We start from the raw sequence: 16,828 nt of genomic DNA, 5'->3' as shown, positions 1-16,828 counted from the left end.
TCGGGGTATGGAAACACAATTTACCATAAGATGGATTCCCGTTGAAAACTTGAAGAGCATATTGCCATTGGCCTATGTGCTCAACAGCGAAAGAATTTCCATGGAAACATTGGAAAGTCGATTGGTTGAGATGATTCCCCTGGGATATAAATGTATTGGGGTATACGATGGCGAACAATTGATTGGAATATGTGGGGTTTGGTTGCTCAATAAGCTCTATTCAGGTAGACATGTGGAACCTGACAATGTCATTATTGACCCAAAATACCAAGGCAAGGGAATTGGTAAGCTCATGATGCAATTTCTAATGAATTATGCCGAGGAAATTGGATGTGATACCACCGAGGTCAACTGTTATGTCAAAAATGAAGGTGGAAAGCGGTTTTGGGAATCCCATGGTTATGAACCCGTAGGATACCACATGATTAAAAGGCTTAAAAAATGAATAAAATAATTCGCCCAGGCAGAGATAGTTGGCAAAGCTTGTTACAACGTCCCACCCAAACCGTGTCGGACATCGAACAAACCGTAAACACCATTTTTGAAGAAGTGAAAAGCGGGGGGGATGCCATTGTCCAAAAATATACGGAGCAATTTGACAAAGCCAAACTAAATTCGCTTTTGGTAAGTGCCAATGAAATCAAGAAAGCCTCTGAATTAGTTCCCGAGGAGTTGAAAGAGGCCATTGCCTTGGCCAAAGCCAATATTGAAACATTTCATGCTGCGCAAAAGACCAGCAGGGTCGAAGTAGAAACGATGCCTGGGGTTCAGTGTTGGCAGGAGAAAAGGCCCATTCAAAAAGTGGGTTTGTATATCCCTGGGGGAACCGCACCTTTGTTTTCCACCATTTTGATGCTGGCCGTTCCTGCTAAAATTGCCGGTTGTCAAGAAATTGTTTTGTGTACGCCCCCTTGCAAAGATGGGGAAGTAAATCCAACCATTTTGTATGCGGCCAATTTGTGCGGAGTAACCCAAATTTTTAAGGTTGGGGGCATTCAAGCCATAGCTGCCATGACTTTTGGAACCGAAAGCATCCCAAAAGTGTACAAAATATTCGGTCCAGGAAATCAATATGTCACTGTGGCAAAACAATTGGCCACCAAACACAATGTTGCTATCGATATGCCTGCTGGCCCAAGTGAACTTTTGGTGGTAGCAGATGACACGGCCAATCCTGCTTTTGTGGCTTCAGATTTATTGAGTCAGGCAGAGCATGGTACGGACAGTCAGGTTATTTTGGTTTCCACCTCTGAAAAATTAATAGATGCTGTTGAAAAGGAAATTGAAGAACAGCTTAGCGTTTTACCTCGAAAGGAAATTGCCGAAAAATCCATCGCCAATAGTAAATTGATTTTGGTGGAGAATGATGAAATGGCCATTGACCTTATCAACGAGTATGGTCCTGAACATTTTATTGTTTGTATGGAAAATGAGAGTTTTTATCTCAACAGAATACAAAATGCAGGGTCGGTTTTTATTGGCAATTACACACCCGAAAGTGCTGGTGATTATGCCTCAGGAACCAATCATACGCTGCCCACCAATGGCTATGCCAAGCAATATAGCGGAGTAAATTTGGATAGTTTTATGAAGAGTATGACTTTTCAAAAAATATCCGAAGAGGGAATGAGCAAAATTGGGAGTGCCATTGAATTAATGGCGGAAGCGGAAGGCTTGCAGGCACACAAAAACGCCGTAACGCTTCGATTAAATAGTTTGAAATGACGAAGATTTTCAACATAAATACAATTGTAAGGGAATCGGTAAGCAAATTGAAACCCTATTCCTCTGCTCGAGACGAATACGTATCTGATGGTTCTGAGATGCTATTTTTGGATGCGAATGAAAATCCGTTTGAAAATGGGGTGAATCGTTACCCAGACCCGTATCAACGAAGCTTAAAATCGCTATTGGCGGAACAGAAAGGGGTTTCTGAGGCAAACATGCTGCTCGGTAATGGGAGCGATGAAGTCCTCGATCTTATTTTCAGGGCTTTCTGCGAACCGAACCAGGACAATATCATAACCTTGCCACCTACTTATGGAATGTATAAAGTGTTGTCTGGAATCAATGCAGTGGAAAACAGGGAAGTATTGTTGACTTCGGATTTTGAGCCCAATGTTCTTGAAATTTTGAGAACAGTTGATGAAAACACGAAGTTGCTCTTAATCTGTTCACCCAACAATCCTACGGGAAATGCTTTTTCTAGAGAAAAAGTAGAGGAATTATTGGAACATTTTAATGGTCTAGTGGTTATTGATGAGGCCTATATTGATTTTTCAGAACAAGAGAGTTGGTTGTCAGAATTGAAGAAATATCCGAATCTGATTGTCACCCAAACTCTATCCAAAGCGTATGGAATGGCAGGGATTCGATTGGGAATTTGTTACGCGTCCGAAGAAATCATTACCATCTTGAATAAAATCAAGCCACCCTACAATGTGAATCAGCTTACCCAACAACAAGCACTGAAACGAGTAATGAATCAAGATGTGGTTGAAAAAGAGGTGGTGCAAATTTTAAAGGAACGGGATGAGTTAATTGAGGCTATGAAACAAGTTGAATTCGTTCAGGAAATTTATCCTACAGACGCTAATTTTGTTTTGGCCAAAGTGGATGATGCCGACAAACGATATCAAGAATTATTGGAGCAACATGTGGTGGTTCGAAACCGAAGTACCCAACCACTTTGCGAAAATACCCTCAGGTTTACTGTGGGAACTCCAACAGAAAATAAAAAACTAATCGCCATTTTAAAACAATTGGGATAATGGGCAAGAAAGTACTTTTTATTGACCGAGATGGGACCATCATCAAGGAAACGTCAGATGAGCAGATAGATGCATTTGATAAGATTTCATTTTATCCAAAAGTCTTCACCTATTTAGGGAAAATCGCGAAGGAGTTGGATTATGAGTTGGTCATGATTACCAATCAAGATGGTTTGGGCACTGATATTTTCCCGGAGGAAACCTTCTGGCCCGTGCATAACTTTATCCTGAAGTCCTTTGAAAATGAAGGGGTTGTTTTTGATCAAGTCTTTATCGATAGAACATTTCCAAAAGATAATGCTGATACTCGCAAACCGGGAACCGGATTGCTTACTTCTTACTTTTTCGAGGAATATGATTTAGAAAAATCCTTTGTGATAGGTGACCGTCTTACAGATGTGGAGTTGGCCAAAAATTTGGGAGCCAAAGGTATCTTCATCAACGATGAAACCCATTTGGGAACTGGAGAAATCACAGTGAAGCGTGACGAATTGGATGGCTATATCGCTTTGGAAAGCAACGATTGGGAGAAAATTTATGAGTTTTTGAAGCTAGAGAATCGAATCGCTGAGATATCCAGAAAAACCAATGAGACCGACATTCAAATCAAGTTGAATTTGGACGGGACTGGCAAAAGCGACATACAAACAGGTCTGGCCTTTTTTGACCATATGTTGGACCAGTTGGCACGTCATGGTCAAATGGATTTAACTATAAAAGTAGATGGCGATTTGGAAGTGGATGAGCACCACACCATTGAGGATACCGCCATTGCATTGGGAGAAGTTTTCTCAAAAGCGCTAGGCAACAAACTTGGTATTGAACGCTATGGTTTCTGTTTGCCCATGGATGATTGTCTGGTACAAGTGGCCATTGATTTTGGTGGACGAAATTGGCTCGTTTGGGATGCCGATTTCAAACGTGAAAAAATAGGGGAGATGCCAACGGAGATGTTCTTGCATTTCTTCAAGTCGTTTACAGATGGTGCCAAAGCCAATTTAAATATTAAAGCCGAAGGCAACAACGAACACCATAAAATCGAGGCCATATTTAAGGCCTTTGCCAAATCCATTAAAATGGCAGTAAAACGGGACGCGGAGAAAATGGTGTTGCCCTCAACGAAAGGAATGTTGTAAATGAAGATAGTCATAATCGATTACGGTGCAGGGAATATCCAAAGCATAAAATTTGCCATCAAACGGTTGGGCTTTGAAGCAGTTTTAAGTCATGATGTTGCGGAAATCCAGAACGCCGACAAGGTCATTTTTCCCGGTGTAGGGGAGGCCAGTTCTGCCATGGCAAAATTAAGGGCCAGTGGTTTGGATAAAATCATTCCCCAGTTAAAACAACCGGTGTTGGGAATTTGCCTGGGCATGCAATTAATGTGTAGGTCATCCGAAGAAGGAAATACTAAAGGACTCAATATTTTTGATATGGATGTGGTAAAATTTCCAAGAACCGTAAAAGTACCGCAAATAGGATGGAACCAAATCACCAATCTAAAAACGGACTTGTTCAAGGGAATTCCAGACAAATCCTATATTTATTTGGTGCATAGTTTCTATGCGCCCCTAGACCCAGAAACGATCGCAAGCTCGGATTATGGATTGGCCTACAGTGCTGCATTGCAAAAAGATAATTTTTACGGAGTGCAGTTTCACCCTGAGAAAAGCAGCGATGTAGGAAGTGAAATACTAAAGAATTTTTTAACAGTCATTTGATGGAATATTACATTTCAACTGATAAGGACAAATTGGATATCCCAAAAATCCACCAACAGGTCAAAAGCACCTATTGGGGTGGGTATCGTACGTTGGAATTGACCACAACAACCATTGAAAGTTGTTTGTGCTTTGGATTGTATACCCAAAATGGTGAGCAAATTGGTTTCGCAAGGGTACTGACAGACAAAGTAGTTTTTGCCTACCTAATGGATGTTCTGGTTTTTGAACCCTACAAAGGAAAAGGATTGGGAAAAATGCTGGTAAAACACATTTTGGAGCATCCAGACATTAAAAATGTTTTTACGGTGGCTTTGAAAACCAAAGATGCGCATGGATTGTATGCACCTCTAGGTTTTTCAAAAGTTGGGGATTCTGAAATGTGGATGGCCTTGGACAAGGCAAAATACGATTGACATGAGATTGATACCTGCCATAGATATTATTGAAGGAAAATGTGTTCGCCTTTCCAAAGGGGATTATGGCACCAAAAAAATATACAATGAAAATCCGTTGGAGGTTGCCAAGGAATTTGAGGCGCATGGCATTCAATATTTGCACGTAGTGGATTTAGATGGTGCTAAATCCAAGCATATTATCAACCATAAGGTTTTAGAAACCCTTGCATCCCAGACTGACTTGAAAATTGACTTTGGCGGTGGATTAAAGTCCGATGAAGATCTTCATATTGCATTTGAAAGTGGTGCCAATCAGATTACGGGGGGAAGCATTGCCGTGAAGGATCAAGAAACCTTTTTAGGTTGGTTAGAAACTTACGGTTCCAGTAAAATTATTCTGGGAGCAGATGCTCAAAATGAGAAAGTGGCCGTATCTGGTTGGCAGGAAGAATCCAATCAAGAGTTGGTTCCTTTTATCCAATCCTACCAGAAGAAAGGTATCCAATATGTAATTTGCACGGATATCAGCAAAGATGGGATGTTGGAGGGGCCTTCTTTCGAGCTTTATAAAAAAATTCTCTCCAAAACCATGAAACATGAGACCTTGGTTACGGGAAGTGGGGTAGAGGATGTTGAGACTATAGGGCTAAAGTTGATTGCCAGTGGAGGCATTTCCACTTATGATGAACTCCCCAAACTCGCCGAAATAGGGTGTGAGGGTACCATAATTGGTAAGGCCATTTATGAGAACAGAATCAGTTTAAAACAATTGGAACACTACATTCTTGAAAATGGATAAGGACAAACAACTTCAGGAAGAATTGGTTTGGAATGCAGGTTATCGCATGAACGAAAGTCTTCGCATGATTAAAATCTGCCTGGACCAGCTCCCAGAAAAGGCCATTTGGCAGAAGCCCAATGAATCAGCGAACAGTATTGGGAATTTGATATTGCACTTATGCGGCAACATTACCCAATATGGAATTGCTTCCATTCAAAACTTGGAGGACAGCCGCAAACGTGATGAGGAATTCTCCACCACCTCTGGGTATTCTAAAGACGAATTGATTCAAAAGCTCAGTGATACCATTGATGAGGCCAAAAGGGCTTTTTACGAGGCTCCTTTGGAAGAGTTGTTGCGAAAAAGGTCGGTACAGGGTTTTCATTTTTCAGGCGCAGGAAACATCATCCATGTTACGGAGCACCTATCCTACCATACGGGTCAAATCGCACTTTGGACAAAACTATTGAACAATCAAGATTTAGGCTTTTATGATGGTGTGAATCTTAATGCAAAAAATGAATAACGACGTCATTCCGAACTCGTTTCGGAATCACACATATTGATGAAACAAAGTTTTGTATACATAATGACCAACAAGTACAGAACAACATTTTATATTGGAGTTACATCCAATTTGTCAAAAAGAATGGCAGAGCATGAAGAAGGTAAGGGTTCAAAATTCACCAAAAAGTACAATCTTATAGATTTGGTATATTTTGAAACTTTTACAGATATCAACCAAGCCATTGCTAGAGAAAAACAATTGAAAAACTGGCATCATGAATGGAAAGTCAACTTGATTAAAGAACAAAATCCAACCATAGAAACATTGGACTATTAAATAATGTGACCCTGAAACAAGTTCAGGGTGACGAGAAGAAAATATGCTCACAAAACGAATCATACCTTGCTTGGACATCAAAGACGGAAGAACCGTAAAAGGAGTCAATTTTGTTGACCTCAGAGACGCCGGTGACCCCGTTGAACTTGCTGCCATCTATGCAAAAGAAGGTGCTGACGAATTGGTCTTTTTGGATATTTCTGCCACGGAGGAAAAACGGAAGACCTTGGCCGAATTGGTGTATCATGTCGCAGAAACCATCAATATTCCTTTTACCGTGGGTGGTGGTATATCTTCGGTTGAAGACGTGGACATTCTATTAAAAAATGGGGCTGATAAAGTTTCCATCAATTCTTCCGCGGTGAAACGACCAGCACTCATCAATGAATTGGTGGCTAAATTTGGTTCCCAGTGTATTGTAGTTGCCATTGATGCCAAACAGATTGATGGCAACTGGAAAGTCCATTTGGTCGGGGGCAAGGTTCCCACGGAAATTGAATTGTTCCAATGGGCCAAAGAAGTGGAAGAACGCGGTGCTGGAGAGATACTGTTCACATCCATGGACCACGACGGCACCAAAAACGGTTTTGCCAACGTAGCATTGGCACAATTGTCAGAACTGGTAAACATTCCCGTGATTGCCTCAGGAGGAGCGGGTACTGTTTCACATTTTACGGATACCTTCAAAGATGGAAAAGCGGACGCTGCTCTAGCTGCTAGCGTTTTTCATTTTAAGGAAATTGAGATAATAGATTTAAAGAACGAACTAAAGGGAGAAGGAATTCCTGTTAGAATTTAGGATATGAAAATAGATTTCAACAAAAATCCAGACGGACTGGTTCCTGTCATCATCCAAGATGCACAGACCAAAAATGTTTTGATGCTGGGTTATATGAACCAAGAGGCGTTGGATGTTACCAAAGAAACCAAAAAGGTCACTTTTTTTAGTCGTACTAAACAACGATTATGGACTAAAGGAGAAGAGAGCGGTAATTTTTTGAACTTGGTTGATATTAAAATAGATTGCGACAACGACACACTTTTAGTTACCGTAAACCCTGTTGGACCCACCTGTCACAAAGGAACCGATACCTGCTGGGCCCAAGAAAATGTTCAAGGCTATGGGTTTCTATCCGATTTAGAGGACATCATTACTTCCCGAAAAAACGATCCAGAAAATCCAGACAGCTATGTGGCCTCCTTGTTCCGAAAAGGCATTAATAAAATTGCGCAAAAAGTGGGCGAGGAAGCCGTGGAGACCGTTATTGAAGCCAAAGATGACAACGAGGGCCTCTTTTTGAACGAAAGTGCTGATTTGCTCTTTCACTATCTCATTTTGCTACAAGCAAAGGGATATAAATTAGATGATATCGCCCAAGTGCTGCAAAAACGCCATTGAACAAGAGCGTTAAGTTTTTTTTAAAGGCCTAGTCGTTACACGGAAATACCGTAATTTTATGTAATGGCTATGAATACAAGAAAAGGGTTTCGTTTTACTACCTACGAAGCCCCAGATCAAACTCCGTTTGAAAAACTCTTTGAGATTTTTCAAGAACTCATTACACATACTTCAGGCGATGTTGAGGAAGCTTTGGACTGGCTCCGTGAGCTGGACAAGGAATACGAACTTACCGATGAGGACTATACCATCGACGATTTTATCGAAGATTTGAAAGCGAAAGGTTTCATTCGCGAAGAGTTTGATATGGACGACCGCGAAGCGGGTGAAGGTGAGGAAGGTGATGAAGAGGGCAGGGGCCCAGGAAATCTTTCCATTACCGCTAAACTAGAACGAATGCTTCGCCAACGTGCTCTCGACCAAATCTTTGGAAAATTGAAACGAAGCGGAGCCGGAAATCATCGTACCGGAAAATCGGGCAGGGGCGATGAGCACACTGGGGATTTTAGGGAATATCGTTTTGGGGATTCCCTAGAAAGTATTTCCATGACCGAAAGTTTGCGTAATGCCCAAGTCAATCATGGTTTGGACAGTTTTTCCTTGAATGAGGACGATTTGGTGGTGGAAGACACGCATTATAAGGCGCAAATGAGCACGGTGCTGATGATTGATATCAGCCACAGTATGATATTATACGGTGAAGACCGAATCACTCCGGCCAAAAAAGTGGCCATGGCCTTGGCGGAGCTCATTACTACACGCTATCCGAAGGATACGCTGGAAATTTTGGTTTTTGGAAACGATGCGTGGCCCATTCCCATAAAGGATTTACCCTATCTGAAAGTCGGGCCATACCACACCAATACCGTGGCCGGATTGCAATTGGCTATGGACATGCTCCGTAGAAAACGAAATACCAACAAGCAAATCTTTATGATCACCGATGGTAAGCCCTCTTGCTTGCGGCTTCCTAATGGGGACTATTATAAAAACAGTGTAGGCTTGGATGAGTACATCGTGGAAAAATGCTACGCCATGGCCCAGCAAGCCCGTAAGTTGCATATTCCCATCACCACATTTATGATTGCCCAAGACCCGTATCTCATGCAGTTTGTGCGTGAATTTACCCAAGCCAACAAAGGCAAAGCTTTTTATACGGGATTGAAGGGATTGGGAGAGATGATTTTTGAAGATTACGAGCAAAACAGAAAACGAAGAATTAAAGGATAAACCATCATATGAAATTGGATCATACCAAAATAAAGACCTTAGGAGAATTAAGGTCCACAGGATATCAAAGTAAAAGTATCAAAGACGAGCTCCGCGAAAATCTCCTCAACAAAATTTCTAACGGTGAAGAAGTCTTTGAAGGCGTTTGGGGTTACGAAAACTCGGTGATACCCGAATTGGAGCGTGCCATTCTTTCCCGACACAACATCAATCTTCTTGGGTTACGGGGACAGGCCAAAACCCGTTTGGCCCGATTGATGGTGCAACTTTTGGACGAATGGATGCCCATTGTGGAAGGGTCGGAAGTGCATGATGACCCAATGAAGCCGATTTCTCGATATGCAACTGAACTCATCAAGGAGAAAGGCGATAAAACGCCAATAGATTGGATTCATAGAAACGAACGATTCTATGAAAAGTTGGCTACACCAGATGTTACCGTGGCCGATTTGATTGGTGACGTGGACCCCATCAAAGCCGCAAACCTGAAACTTTCGTATGCAGATGACCGGGTAATTCACTTTGGAATGATTCCGCGTGCGAACCGTTGCATTTTTGTGATCAATGAGTTACCAGACCTCCAAGCCCGGATACAAGTGGCTTTGTTCAATATTCTTCAGGAAGGTGACATTCAAATCCGTGGATTTAAGCTGCGACTTTCATTAGACCTTCAATTTGTATTTACGGCAAATCCTGAAGATTATACGAATCGAGGAAGTATTGTAACACCGCTTAAGGATAGAATCGGTTCCCAAATCTTGACCCATTATCCTGAAAGCATTGAAATAGCCAAGAAAATCACCAAACAAGAGGCCCAACTGGATTCTAGACAGTCAGACAATGTCTATGTCCCAGAGATTGCGATGGATGTGTTGGAACAAATCAGTTTTGAAGCTCGCAATAGCGAATATGTAGATGCCAAGAGTGGGGTAAGTGCGCGAATGAGCATTACCGCTTTCGAGAATCTTTTGAGCACAGCGGAGCGCAGAGCCATCCATTCTGGAGATAAAAAAACTTCCGTTCGATTAAGTGATTTTATGGGTGTGATTCCTTCCATCACCGGGAAAATTGAATTGGTTTACGAAGGTGAACAAGAAGGGGCTGGATTTGTGGCCGAGACTCTGATAGAGGAAGCCATAAAATCCCTTTTCCCAACTTATTTTCCAAAAATCGATAAGCTTCAACGCAAAGAAGCTGAAACCGAATACGATGAATTGGTCAACTGGTTTTTCGATGGCGAAGGATTCGACCTTTTAGACGATGATTCTGACTCAGACTACAAAACCAAACTCGATTCCGTTAGGCCACTAAATAATCTAATTAAGGAGTATCAACCTTCCATTTCAAAAGAGGATTCTTATTTTATGAAAGAGTTATTGCTCTGGGGATTGGTGGCTCATAAAAAGTTGAGCAAACACCGCTTTACGAAAGGGATTCAGTTTAAAGATTTGTATGGAAGTTACATCCGAGGACTCTAAACCCAGCTAGGAACTACTGCCAAATATTTAGATTGTCGTTGTAGTTTTCAAAATTGTACACTCCAACATATCGTTTTCTAAGCCAAAATGTATATAGCGTCAGAATAGGCAATATACTATAAAGGACAAGTATGAGCGTGGCCATAGGCTTAAAAGAAGCAGGGATAATATGTTCTCCGTAGGTTTCAATGGAGTTGAGTACCATTGCGCTATCATATATTTTGAAAAAATACACAATCATAATTGCATATAGTACGTACTCAATGTTCCGCATCTTTGGGTCTGGAAGTTCTTCTTCAGAAATTTTGAACCATATCACGTACAGATAAAGAAAGTGTACCGAACTAAGTATGGGAAATATGTAATTGTCGGGTTTAGTGAAATAAAATTGGTTGGTGTAAACACCGTAAAAATTTAAAACAATCAAGATGAACAAAACACCTAAACTAGCCAGGATATTCCTTTTCCAAGTGATTATTTTAGACAATGTATTCATATCTAATAGGGATTTGGGGGACTTTATTTAGCATAAAGAACGGGGTTTTTAAAGGAGTATTTTAAAGAAATCGATGACCCGTCAACAATGTTGGATAATCCGAAAAAACTGATGTGAAACTTCATTTTTTTGAGACTTGGACGCTAATTTTCCTTACGAATAAACTCAACAGCTTGATTCATAAGATCGTGAAGGTTAGATAATCGTATTTTTTGTATTTTGGATAAATTCCTTTCCTATGCAAAATTGGCTTTACATCGTATGGATTGTCCTCGGCGTGTACATCGTGTTGAGCGTTTTGTTGTATTACCTCCAGGATTACTTTCTGTTCAAACCTGAAAAGTTGTCCAAGGACTTCCAATTTTATTACGATAATCAGGAAATAGAGGAATATAGTATTGAAACTAGGGACGGTGCTACGATCAATGGCCTTAGGTTTAAATCAAAAGACCCGAAGGGCGTCGTTTTTTATTTAAAGGGCAACTCAAAGAGTATTAAGGGGTGGGGGAAGTTTGCGGTAGATTTTACCCGCCATGGCTACGATGTAATCATGGTGGACTATCGAGGCTTTGGAAAAAGTACAGGTCGAAGGACCCAAAAAGCCATTAAGCGGGATATGCAGGTGGTGTACAATAAGATAAAAGAGCAAGTGGCCGAAAAATATATCATCCTGTACGGACGTTCCATGGGTTCGGGATTTGCGGCTAAGTTGGCCTCCATGAACAACCCCCGAATGCTTATTTTGGATGCGCCGTATTATAGCTTGAGTAAAGTCGCAAAGAAGTTTATCCCGTTTATGCCGCTTTCCTTGTTGATCAAATTTCCCATGCCCACGTACAAATGGTTGAAGTATGTGAATTGTCCCATCCATATCATTCACGGAACGGATGATCGGCTTATTCCCTATAAGACCAGTGTAAAATTGTCCAAAATCAAACCAGGTTTAACCACTCTGTATACCGTAATAGGGGGTGGGCACAAAGACCTGAACAATTTTGAATCCTATCACAAAATGTTGGGAGAGATTGTTACCAGCAGGCCCACCAAGGTCAATCTAGAGGGATCCAGCATCAATGTTAAACATTCTTCAAAGCACGTAAATGCAAAAGCTTAAGCGTTTTGGTGCTTTTTTTGGGATTTTTTTGATTCTACTTACAGCCATGGTGTACTTTTTTCAAGAAAGATTGATTTTTTTGCCCACAAAATTAGCTCAGGACTATACCTATTCCTTCCAAGCTGATTTTGACGAAATCTTCCTTAAAACGGATGATGGTGCCAACTTAAATGCACTCCATTTTCATGCTACAGACCCAAAAGGGGTGATTCTGTATTTCCATGGTAATGCAGGGGATTTGTCCCGATGGGGGGAGATTGTACTCCCATTTGTAGAATTGGGGTACGATGTTTTGGTGATGGATTATCGCAGCTATGGGAAGAGTACCGGGAAAATCAGCGAAGAAGCCCTGTACCAAGATGCGCAACTTTTCTACAACTATCTTAATGATACATATAAAGCCAATGACATTATTGTCTACGGAAGATCTCTTGGAGCAAGCATCGCAACCCAGTTGGCTTCTAAAAATCAGTGCCAAAAGCTGATATTGGAAACTCCTTTTTATAGTCTTTTGGATGCTGCCAAAGACCGATTTTCCTTCTTACCACTAAAACAATTGCTCCAATATGAGATGCCTTCTCATAAATTTATTCAGGGGGTGGAAAGTCCCATTCGTATTTTTCACGGTACCGATGATACGGTGGTTTCCTATGCTTCCGGAAAAAAATTGTTTGATGCCATTCCAAATACCGATAAAAAAATATATACCATTCCCAACGGGAGTCACAATAATCTAAGTGATTTTGAAGCCTATTGGAATGGAATAAAAATGGAATTGGAATAATCCCTAATTAAATAAATCTGAAGACAGGTAACGGTCACCTCGGTCACAAACAATGGATACGATTGTTCCGCTTTCCAAGGTTTCGGCAAGTCGCAATGCAACGGTAGCGGCCCCGCCACTGCTCATACCCGCAAAAATACCCTCTTCCTTGGCCAGTTTCTTGGCCATACTAACGGCATCTTCCTCGCTGACCTCCATAATGCGGTCTACCTTATTACGGTCAAAAATCTTGGGCAGATATTCCTCTGGCCATTTCCGAATACCTGGAATACGGGATTCATCTGTAGGTTGCACCCCAACAATCTGGACCGATGGGTCTTGTTCCTTTAAATAGGTTGATGTTCCCATTATAGTTCCCGTGGTTCCCATACTGGATACAAAATGGGTGATTCCGCCTTGGGTATCCTTCCATATTTCGGGCCCTGTAGTTTTATAATGGGCCATCCAATTGTCGTTGTTGCCAAATTGATTCAGCATGATGTAGCCTTCATCATTTACTTTGGCCTCTGCATAATCCCTAGCACCTTCAATTCCCACATCAGAAGGAGTCAAAGTTACTTTGGCACCGTAAGCACGCATGGTCTGCACCCGTTCCTTTGTAGAATTTTCGGGCATGACCAATTCTATGTCCAACCCGAATATACCTGCAATCATGGCTAAAGCGATACCTGTATTGCCACTGGTGGCCTCAATTAATTTGGAATCTTTGGTGAAATCACCGCGTTCCAAACCGCTCTTGATCATGTTATAGGCTGGTCGGTCTTTAACACTCCCTCCGGGATTATTTCCTTCCAGCTTAAAAAATAATTTTACGTTGGGGTTAGTATTTAAAACTTTGGATTCCACCATAGGGGTGTTTCCAATGAGGTCAAGGATGCTTTTAGACATTGGGCGTTGTCTTGATTTTGATTTCTGGAGAATGATAAACGGTTGAGTTGGCAGGTACTGAAGAGGTAAGCCAAGCATTTCCTCCAATAATTGAGTTTTCGCCAATCACAGTTTCACCTCCTAAAATTGTAGCATTGGCATAAATGGTAACATTGGATTCTATGGTAGGGTGCCTTTTGGTCTTTTGCAGATTCTTGGCCACATAAAGTGCGCCCAAGGTAACTCCTTGATAAATTTTCACATTATCATGAATCACGGCGGTTTCACCAATAACCACACCCGTAGCATGATCTATAAAGAATGATTTTCCAATAGTGGCACCAGGATTTATGTCCACACCGGTCTGTCTGTGCGCATATTCGGTCATCAACCTTGGAATCAGCGGGACATCTTGTACATAAAGCTCATGTGCCAACCGATATATGGCAATGGCATAAAATCCAGGATACGCCATATAGATTTCTTGGATGGACAACGAGGCCGGATCACAATTAAGAATAGCCTCCGCATCTAAATTGAGCTTTTCCAAAATTTGGGGCAAGGTGGTTACGTAACTGTCCCAAAATTCACTGCTGGGTCGTTCCAATTCCCAGCATGCCATGTCCAGCAAGGTGTTGAACTTATTCTCTAACATTTCAAGATTTACCGCAACTGGCGTGTTGGCATCAAAAAGGGTATAAAAAAGTGTATCGGTAAAATCCTCGGTTTCCTGTTTTAATCTAAAGTCAAGATAGGGCAGTTTCTTATGCCTGTTTAACTCAGAAATTATCTTTTCCTTGTCCATACTGTGCTTTATGGTCTTAAAATTAGAAAAATCCTTACCATGCTCCCCGATAAAAGTCTAACTTTAGATAAAAAATAACATATTATCAAAATAAGACTGTGAGCAATTCCACTATCTCAAAAGATGTATTAGACTTCTTAAAAGAACTTTCCAAGAATAACAACAAAGACTGGTTTGAACAGCATAAACCCACATTCAAGACCCATGAGAAAGCCGTAAAATCTTTTTTTGAAACCATTAAAGATGGGTTGAACCACCATGATGAAATTGAAAAAATGAAAATGTTCCGAATTTATAGGGACGTTCGCTTTTCCAAGAACAAAACACCCTATAAGACGCATCTATCAGCTTCATTTTCAAGATTGGGTGCCCATTTAAGAGGGGGTTACTACATTCATATTATGCCAGGTGGGTCCTTTTTGGCCACAGGCTTTTGGGACCCCAATAAAGAAGATTTGTTCCGTATTCGAAAAGAGCTTGAAATGGATGCTTCGGAGTTTCGTGAGGTAATCAATGAAAAATCCTTCAAGGAAATTTGGGGTGATTTGGCGGGTGATGCCGTAAAAACAGCTCCAAAAGGGTTTGATAAGGAGCATCCCGATATCGATTTGATTCGGAAAAAGCAGTTTATTTTTGTCCGAAATTTTTCAGATAAAGAAGTGCTTTCCGATTCTTTTGCCCAGGAAGTGGATAAATCCTTTCGCGCGATTCGGCCCTATTTTGACCTTATGAGTGATATTTTGACCACCAACTTGAACGGAGAATCCCTTTTATAAAAGGACTTCTTCCTTGTCCAGCAATTGTACCTGGTCCTTCAATCTTTCGGTGACCATATTCATCATCCTCTTGTTCAGGGCAGAGGAATTCCGAATATAATCTTGATATTCCTCGACGGTAAATTGACCTATGACCATACCTTTTAAGGAGTTTCTGAATTTGATGTCCTTCTGTATGGCCCGCTCAATATACGCAAGGCGTTTCTCCAAACTAAGATCATAAAAAACACCCTTATGTTTATAGATGTAATTCTTAAATGCCTCGACCAGCAAAAAGTTCTGCAATTTAATTACGGGGCGAAGGGTCTTGTTCTGAAAACGTTCATCAGAACCCATTTCGCTATTAAAGTGTGACTGTGGAATGTCTGGACGAATCTCCAAAAGACTTTTGGAACGTGAATCCATGGTTGTAAGTTTTACTAAAATTACATAATCAAAAACCGCACAATTTTGTTGACGCCAATAGTTTTTAACGATGTTATAAACAAGTGTACAAACCTGCACCATTCAATAGGGGCATTTAAATATTTTATTTGACTATTTTTAAATCGATTTACCTAAACAAACATCATGCACATTAAAATTTTTGGCCTGCTGTGCCTTACCCTTATTATCATTTCCTGTAAAAATCAGGATAAAGAAGAAAAAACTTCCGAATGGCACACCAAGCAAGTAGCCCAAGAAAATGAGAGCCATAATACCTTATATGATATTGAAAAAGAGCAGGGGTGGGAATTGTTGTTTGATGGTGAAACCTTACAAGGTTGGCATGTTTACAATTCCGGAGCGCCATCCGTCTGGGAAGTAAAAGAGGGGGCGTTGCATCGTAATCCAAGCATTGAAACAGAGAGCAATGAGGATTTGGTCAGTGAAAAGTCCTATACCAACTACGAACTGGTATTGGAATGGAAAATCGGTAATCGTGGGAATAGCGGGATTTTCATCAATGTGCAGGAAAAACCGGAGGTGGCCACAGCTTACCAAACTGGGCCTGAGTACCAAATTCTGGACCCCAACCACATGGATCAAGACATTCCCGTGAAAAAATCAGGTTGTTTGTATGGGTTTTCGCCTCAAGAAAATGAAGCCATTACCAATGCTGGTGAGTGGAACCAAACCCGTATTAAACAGGAAAATGGAAAAGTGGAATTTTACCTGAATGGCGTTCGTACAGCAACACAAGATTTTACCGCACCGGAATGGCACGAAAAAATAAAAGGTACCAACTTTACCAATTATCCTGAGTTTGGCAAAGCCAATCAAGGCAAAATAAGTTTACAGGATTGGTATTTTGAGGTTTGGTTTAGGGATATAAAAATCAGGGAGCTTTAATTAGTATTTCCCAACAATCCACCATGCAATCA

General features: G+C 41.0%; 21 protein-coding genes. 17 read left to right on the top strand and 4 right to left on the bottom strand.

The window, feature by feature from the left end; genetic code table 11:
- Positions 1–7 precede the first annotated feature (7 nt).
- The 13 genes from J0X14_RS13315 (at position 8) to J0X14_RS13255 (ending at position 10,622) form a co-directional block, all read left to right on the top strand.
- Complete coding sequence (locus J0X14_RS13315; RefSeq protein WP_207098289.1) at positions 8–445, top strand: GNAT family N-acetyltransferase; 438 nt, start codon at positions 8–10, stop codon at positions 443–445.
- A complete protein-coding gene (gene hisD / locus J0X14_RS13310; RefSeq protein WP_207098288.1) occupies positions 442–1,725 on the top strand; it encodes a histidinol dehydrogenase in 1,284 nt (427 codons plus the stop codon). Before J0X14_RS13315 ends, hisD begins: the two co-directional genes overlap by 4 nt.
- Positions 1,722–2,771, top strand: a complete 1,050-nt coding sequence (hisC, locus tag J0X14_RS13305; RefSeq protein WP_207098287.1) for a histidinol-phosphate transaminase — start codon at positions 1,722–1,724, stop codon at positions 2,769–2,771. Before hisD ends, hisC begins: the two co-directional genes overlap by 4 nt.
- Positions 2,771–3,907, top strand: a complete 1,137-nt coding sequence (gene hisB, locus J0X14_RS13300; protein ID WP_207098286.1) for a bifunctional histidinol-phosphatase/imidazoleglycerol-phosphate dehydratase HisB — start codon at positions 2,771–2,773, stop codon at positions 3,905–3,907. The genes hisC and hisB overlap by 1 nt, the downstream gene beginning before the upstream one ends.
- The gene (gene hisH, locus J0X14_RS13295) at positions 3,908–4,492 is read left to right on the top strand and encodes an imidazole glycerol phosphate synthase subunit HisH (protein WP_207098285.1); all 585 of its coding nucleotides are present in this window, start codon (positions 3,908–3,910) and stop codon (positions 4,490–4,492) included. It abuts the gene before it with no gap.
- Complete coding sequence (locus J0X14_RS13290; protein ID WP_207098284.1) at positions 4,492–4,908, top strand: GNAT family N-acetyltransferase; 417 nt, start codon at positions 4,492–4,494, stop codon at positions 4,906–4,908. Before hisH ends, J0X14_RS13290 begins: the two co-directional genes overlap by 1 nt.
- 1 nt (position 4,909) lies before the next feature.
- Complete coding sequence (locus tag J0X14_RS13285) at positions 4,910–5,689, top strand: HisA/HisF-related TIM barrel protein (protein WP_207098283.1); 780 nt, start codon at positions 4,910–4,912, stop codon at positions 5,687–5,689.
- Positions 5,682–6,197, top strand: coding sequence for a DinB family protein (locus J0X14_RS13280; protein ID WP_207098282.1), 516 nt, complete (start codon positions 5,682–5,684; stop codon positions 6,195–6,197). The genes J0X14_RS13285 and J0X14_RS13280 overlap by 8 nt, the downstream gene beginning before the upstream one ends.
- Before the next feature lie 39 nt (positions 6,198–6,236).
- The gene (locus J0X14_RS13275) at positions 6,237–6,515 is read left to right on the top strand and encodes a GIY-YIG nuclease family protein (RefSeq protein WP_207098281.1); all 279 of its coding nucleotides are present in this window, start codon (positions 6,237–6,239) and stop codon (positions 6,513–6,515) included.
- A 43-nt stretch (positions 6,516–6,558) separates the two neighbouring features.
- The gene (gene hisF / locus J0X14_RS13270; protein ID WP_207098280.1) at positions 6,559–7,314 is read left to right on the top strand and encodes an imidazole glycerol phosphate synthase subunit HisF; all 756 of its coding nucleotides are present in this window, start codon (positions 6,559–6,561) and stop codon (positions 7,312–7,314) included.
- 3 nt (positions 7,315–7,317) lie between these two features.
- Entirely contained in the window at positions 7,318–7,914 is a 597-nt protein-coding gene (hisIE, locus tag J0X14_RS13265) for a bifunctional phosphoribosyl-AMP cyclohydrolase/phosphoribosyl-ATP diphosphatase HisIE (protein WP_207098279.1), read from the top strand.
- A 63-nt stretch (positions 7,915–7,977) separates the two neighbouring features.
- Positions 7,978–9,144 carry a vWA domain-containing protein gene (locus J0X14_RS13260; protein WP_207098278.1) on the top strand — a complete coding sequence of 389 codons (1,167 nt, stop codon included), beginning with the start codon at positions 7,978–7,980 and terminating at the stop codon, positions 9,142–9,144.
- A gap of 8 nt (positions 9,145–9,152) precedes the next feature.
- A complete protein-coding gene (locus J0X14_RS13255; RefSeq protein WP_207098277.1) occupies positions 9,153–10,622 on the top strand; it encodes a magnesium chelatase in 1,470 nt (489 codons plus the stop codon).
- Positions 10,623–10,635: 13 nt separating this feature from the next.
- Here J0X14_RS13255 and J0X14_RS13250 read toward each other — a convergent pair whose 3' ends face one another.
- Positions 10,636–11,118 carry a hypothetical protein gene (locus J0X14_RS13250; protein ID WP_207098276.1) on the bottom strand — a complete coding sequence of 161 codons (483 nt, stop codon included), beginning with the start codon at positions 11,116–11,118 and terminating at the stop codon, positions 10,636–10,638.
- Between the two features lie 238 nt (positions 11,119–11,356).
- Here J0X14_RS13250 and J0X14_RS13245 point away from each other — a divergent pair, with 238 nt between their 5' ends.
- Both J0X14_RS13245 and J0X14_RS13240 read left to right on the top strand, forming a co-directional pair.
- Positions 11,357–12,232: an alpha/beta hydrolase gene (locus J0X14_RS13245; RefSeq protein ID WP_207098275.1), complete on the top strand. Its 876-nt coding sequence runs from the start codon at positions 11,357–11,359 to the stop codon at positions 12,230–12,232.
- Complete coding sequence (locus tag J0X14_RS13240) at positions 12,219–13,016, top strand: alpha/beta hydrolase (RefSeq protein ID WP_207098274.1); 798 nt, start codon at positions 12,219–12,221, stop codon at positions 13,014–13,016. The genes J0X14_RS13245 and J0X14_RS13240 overlap by 14 nt, the downstream gene beginning before the upstream one ends.
- A 3-nt stretch (positions 13,017–13,019) precedes the next feature.
- Here J0X14_RS13240 and cysM read toward each other — a convergent pair whose 3' ends face one another.
- Positions 13,020–13,904, bottom strand: a complete 885-nt coding sequence (cysM, locus tag J0X14_RS13235) for a cysteine synthase CysM (protein WP_207098273.1) — start codon at positions 13,902–13,904, stop codon at positions 13,020–13,022.
- A complete protein-coding gene (gene epsC / locus J0X14_RS13230) occupies positions 13,897–14,688 on the bottom strand; it encodes a serine O-acetyltransferase EpsC (RefSeq protein WP_207098272.1) in 792 nt (263 codons plus the stop codon). The genes cysM and epsC overlap by 8 nt, the downstream gene beginning before the upstream one ends.
- Positions 14,689–14,786: 98 nt before the next feature.
- Here epsC and J0X14_RS13225 point away from each other — a divergent pair, with 98 nt between their 5' ends.
- Entirely contained in the window at positions 14,787–15,464 is a 678-nt protein-coding gene (locus J0X14_RS13225) for a DUF2461 domain-containing protein (protein ID WP_207098271.1), read from the top strand.
- Here J0X14_RS13225 and J0X14_RS13220 read toward each other — a convergent pair.
- Positions 15,459–15,869 carry a glyoxalase gene (locus J0X14_RS13220; RefSeq protein WP_207098270.1) on the bottom strand — a complete coding sequence of 137 codons (411 nt, stop codon included), beginning with the start codon at positions 15,867–15,869 and terminating at the stop codon, positions 15,459–15,461. The genes J0X14_RS13225 and J0X14_RS13220 overlap by 6 nt on opposite strands.
- 165 nt (positions 15,870–16,034) lie before the next feature.
- On the opposite strand from J0X14_RS13220, the gene J0X14_RS13215 reads away from it, so the two are divergent.
- Positions 16,035–16,796: a DUF1080 domain-containing protein gene (locus J0X14_RS13215; RefSeq protein WP_207098269.1), complete on the top strand. Its 762-nt coding sequence runs from the start codon at positions 16,035–16,037 to the stop codon at positions 16,794–16,796.
- Positions 16,797–16,828 lie beyond the last annotated feature (32 nt).

The sequence above is a fragment of the Allomuricauda sp. CAU 1633 genome (genome assembly GCF_017313225.1).
Taxonomy (GTDB): domain Bacteria; phylum Bacteroidota; class Bacteroidia; order Flavobacteriales; family Flavobacteriaceae; genus Flagellimonas.
The sequence above is the reverse complement of the archived record's forward strand: the minus strand, read 5'-3'. Positions and strand labels throughout refer to the sequence as shown.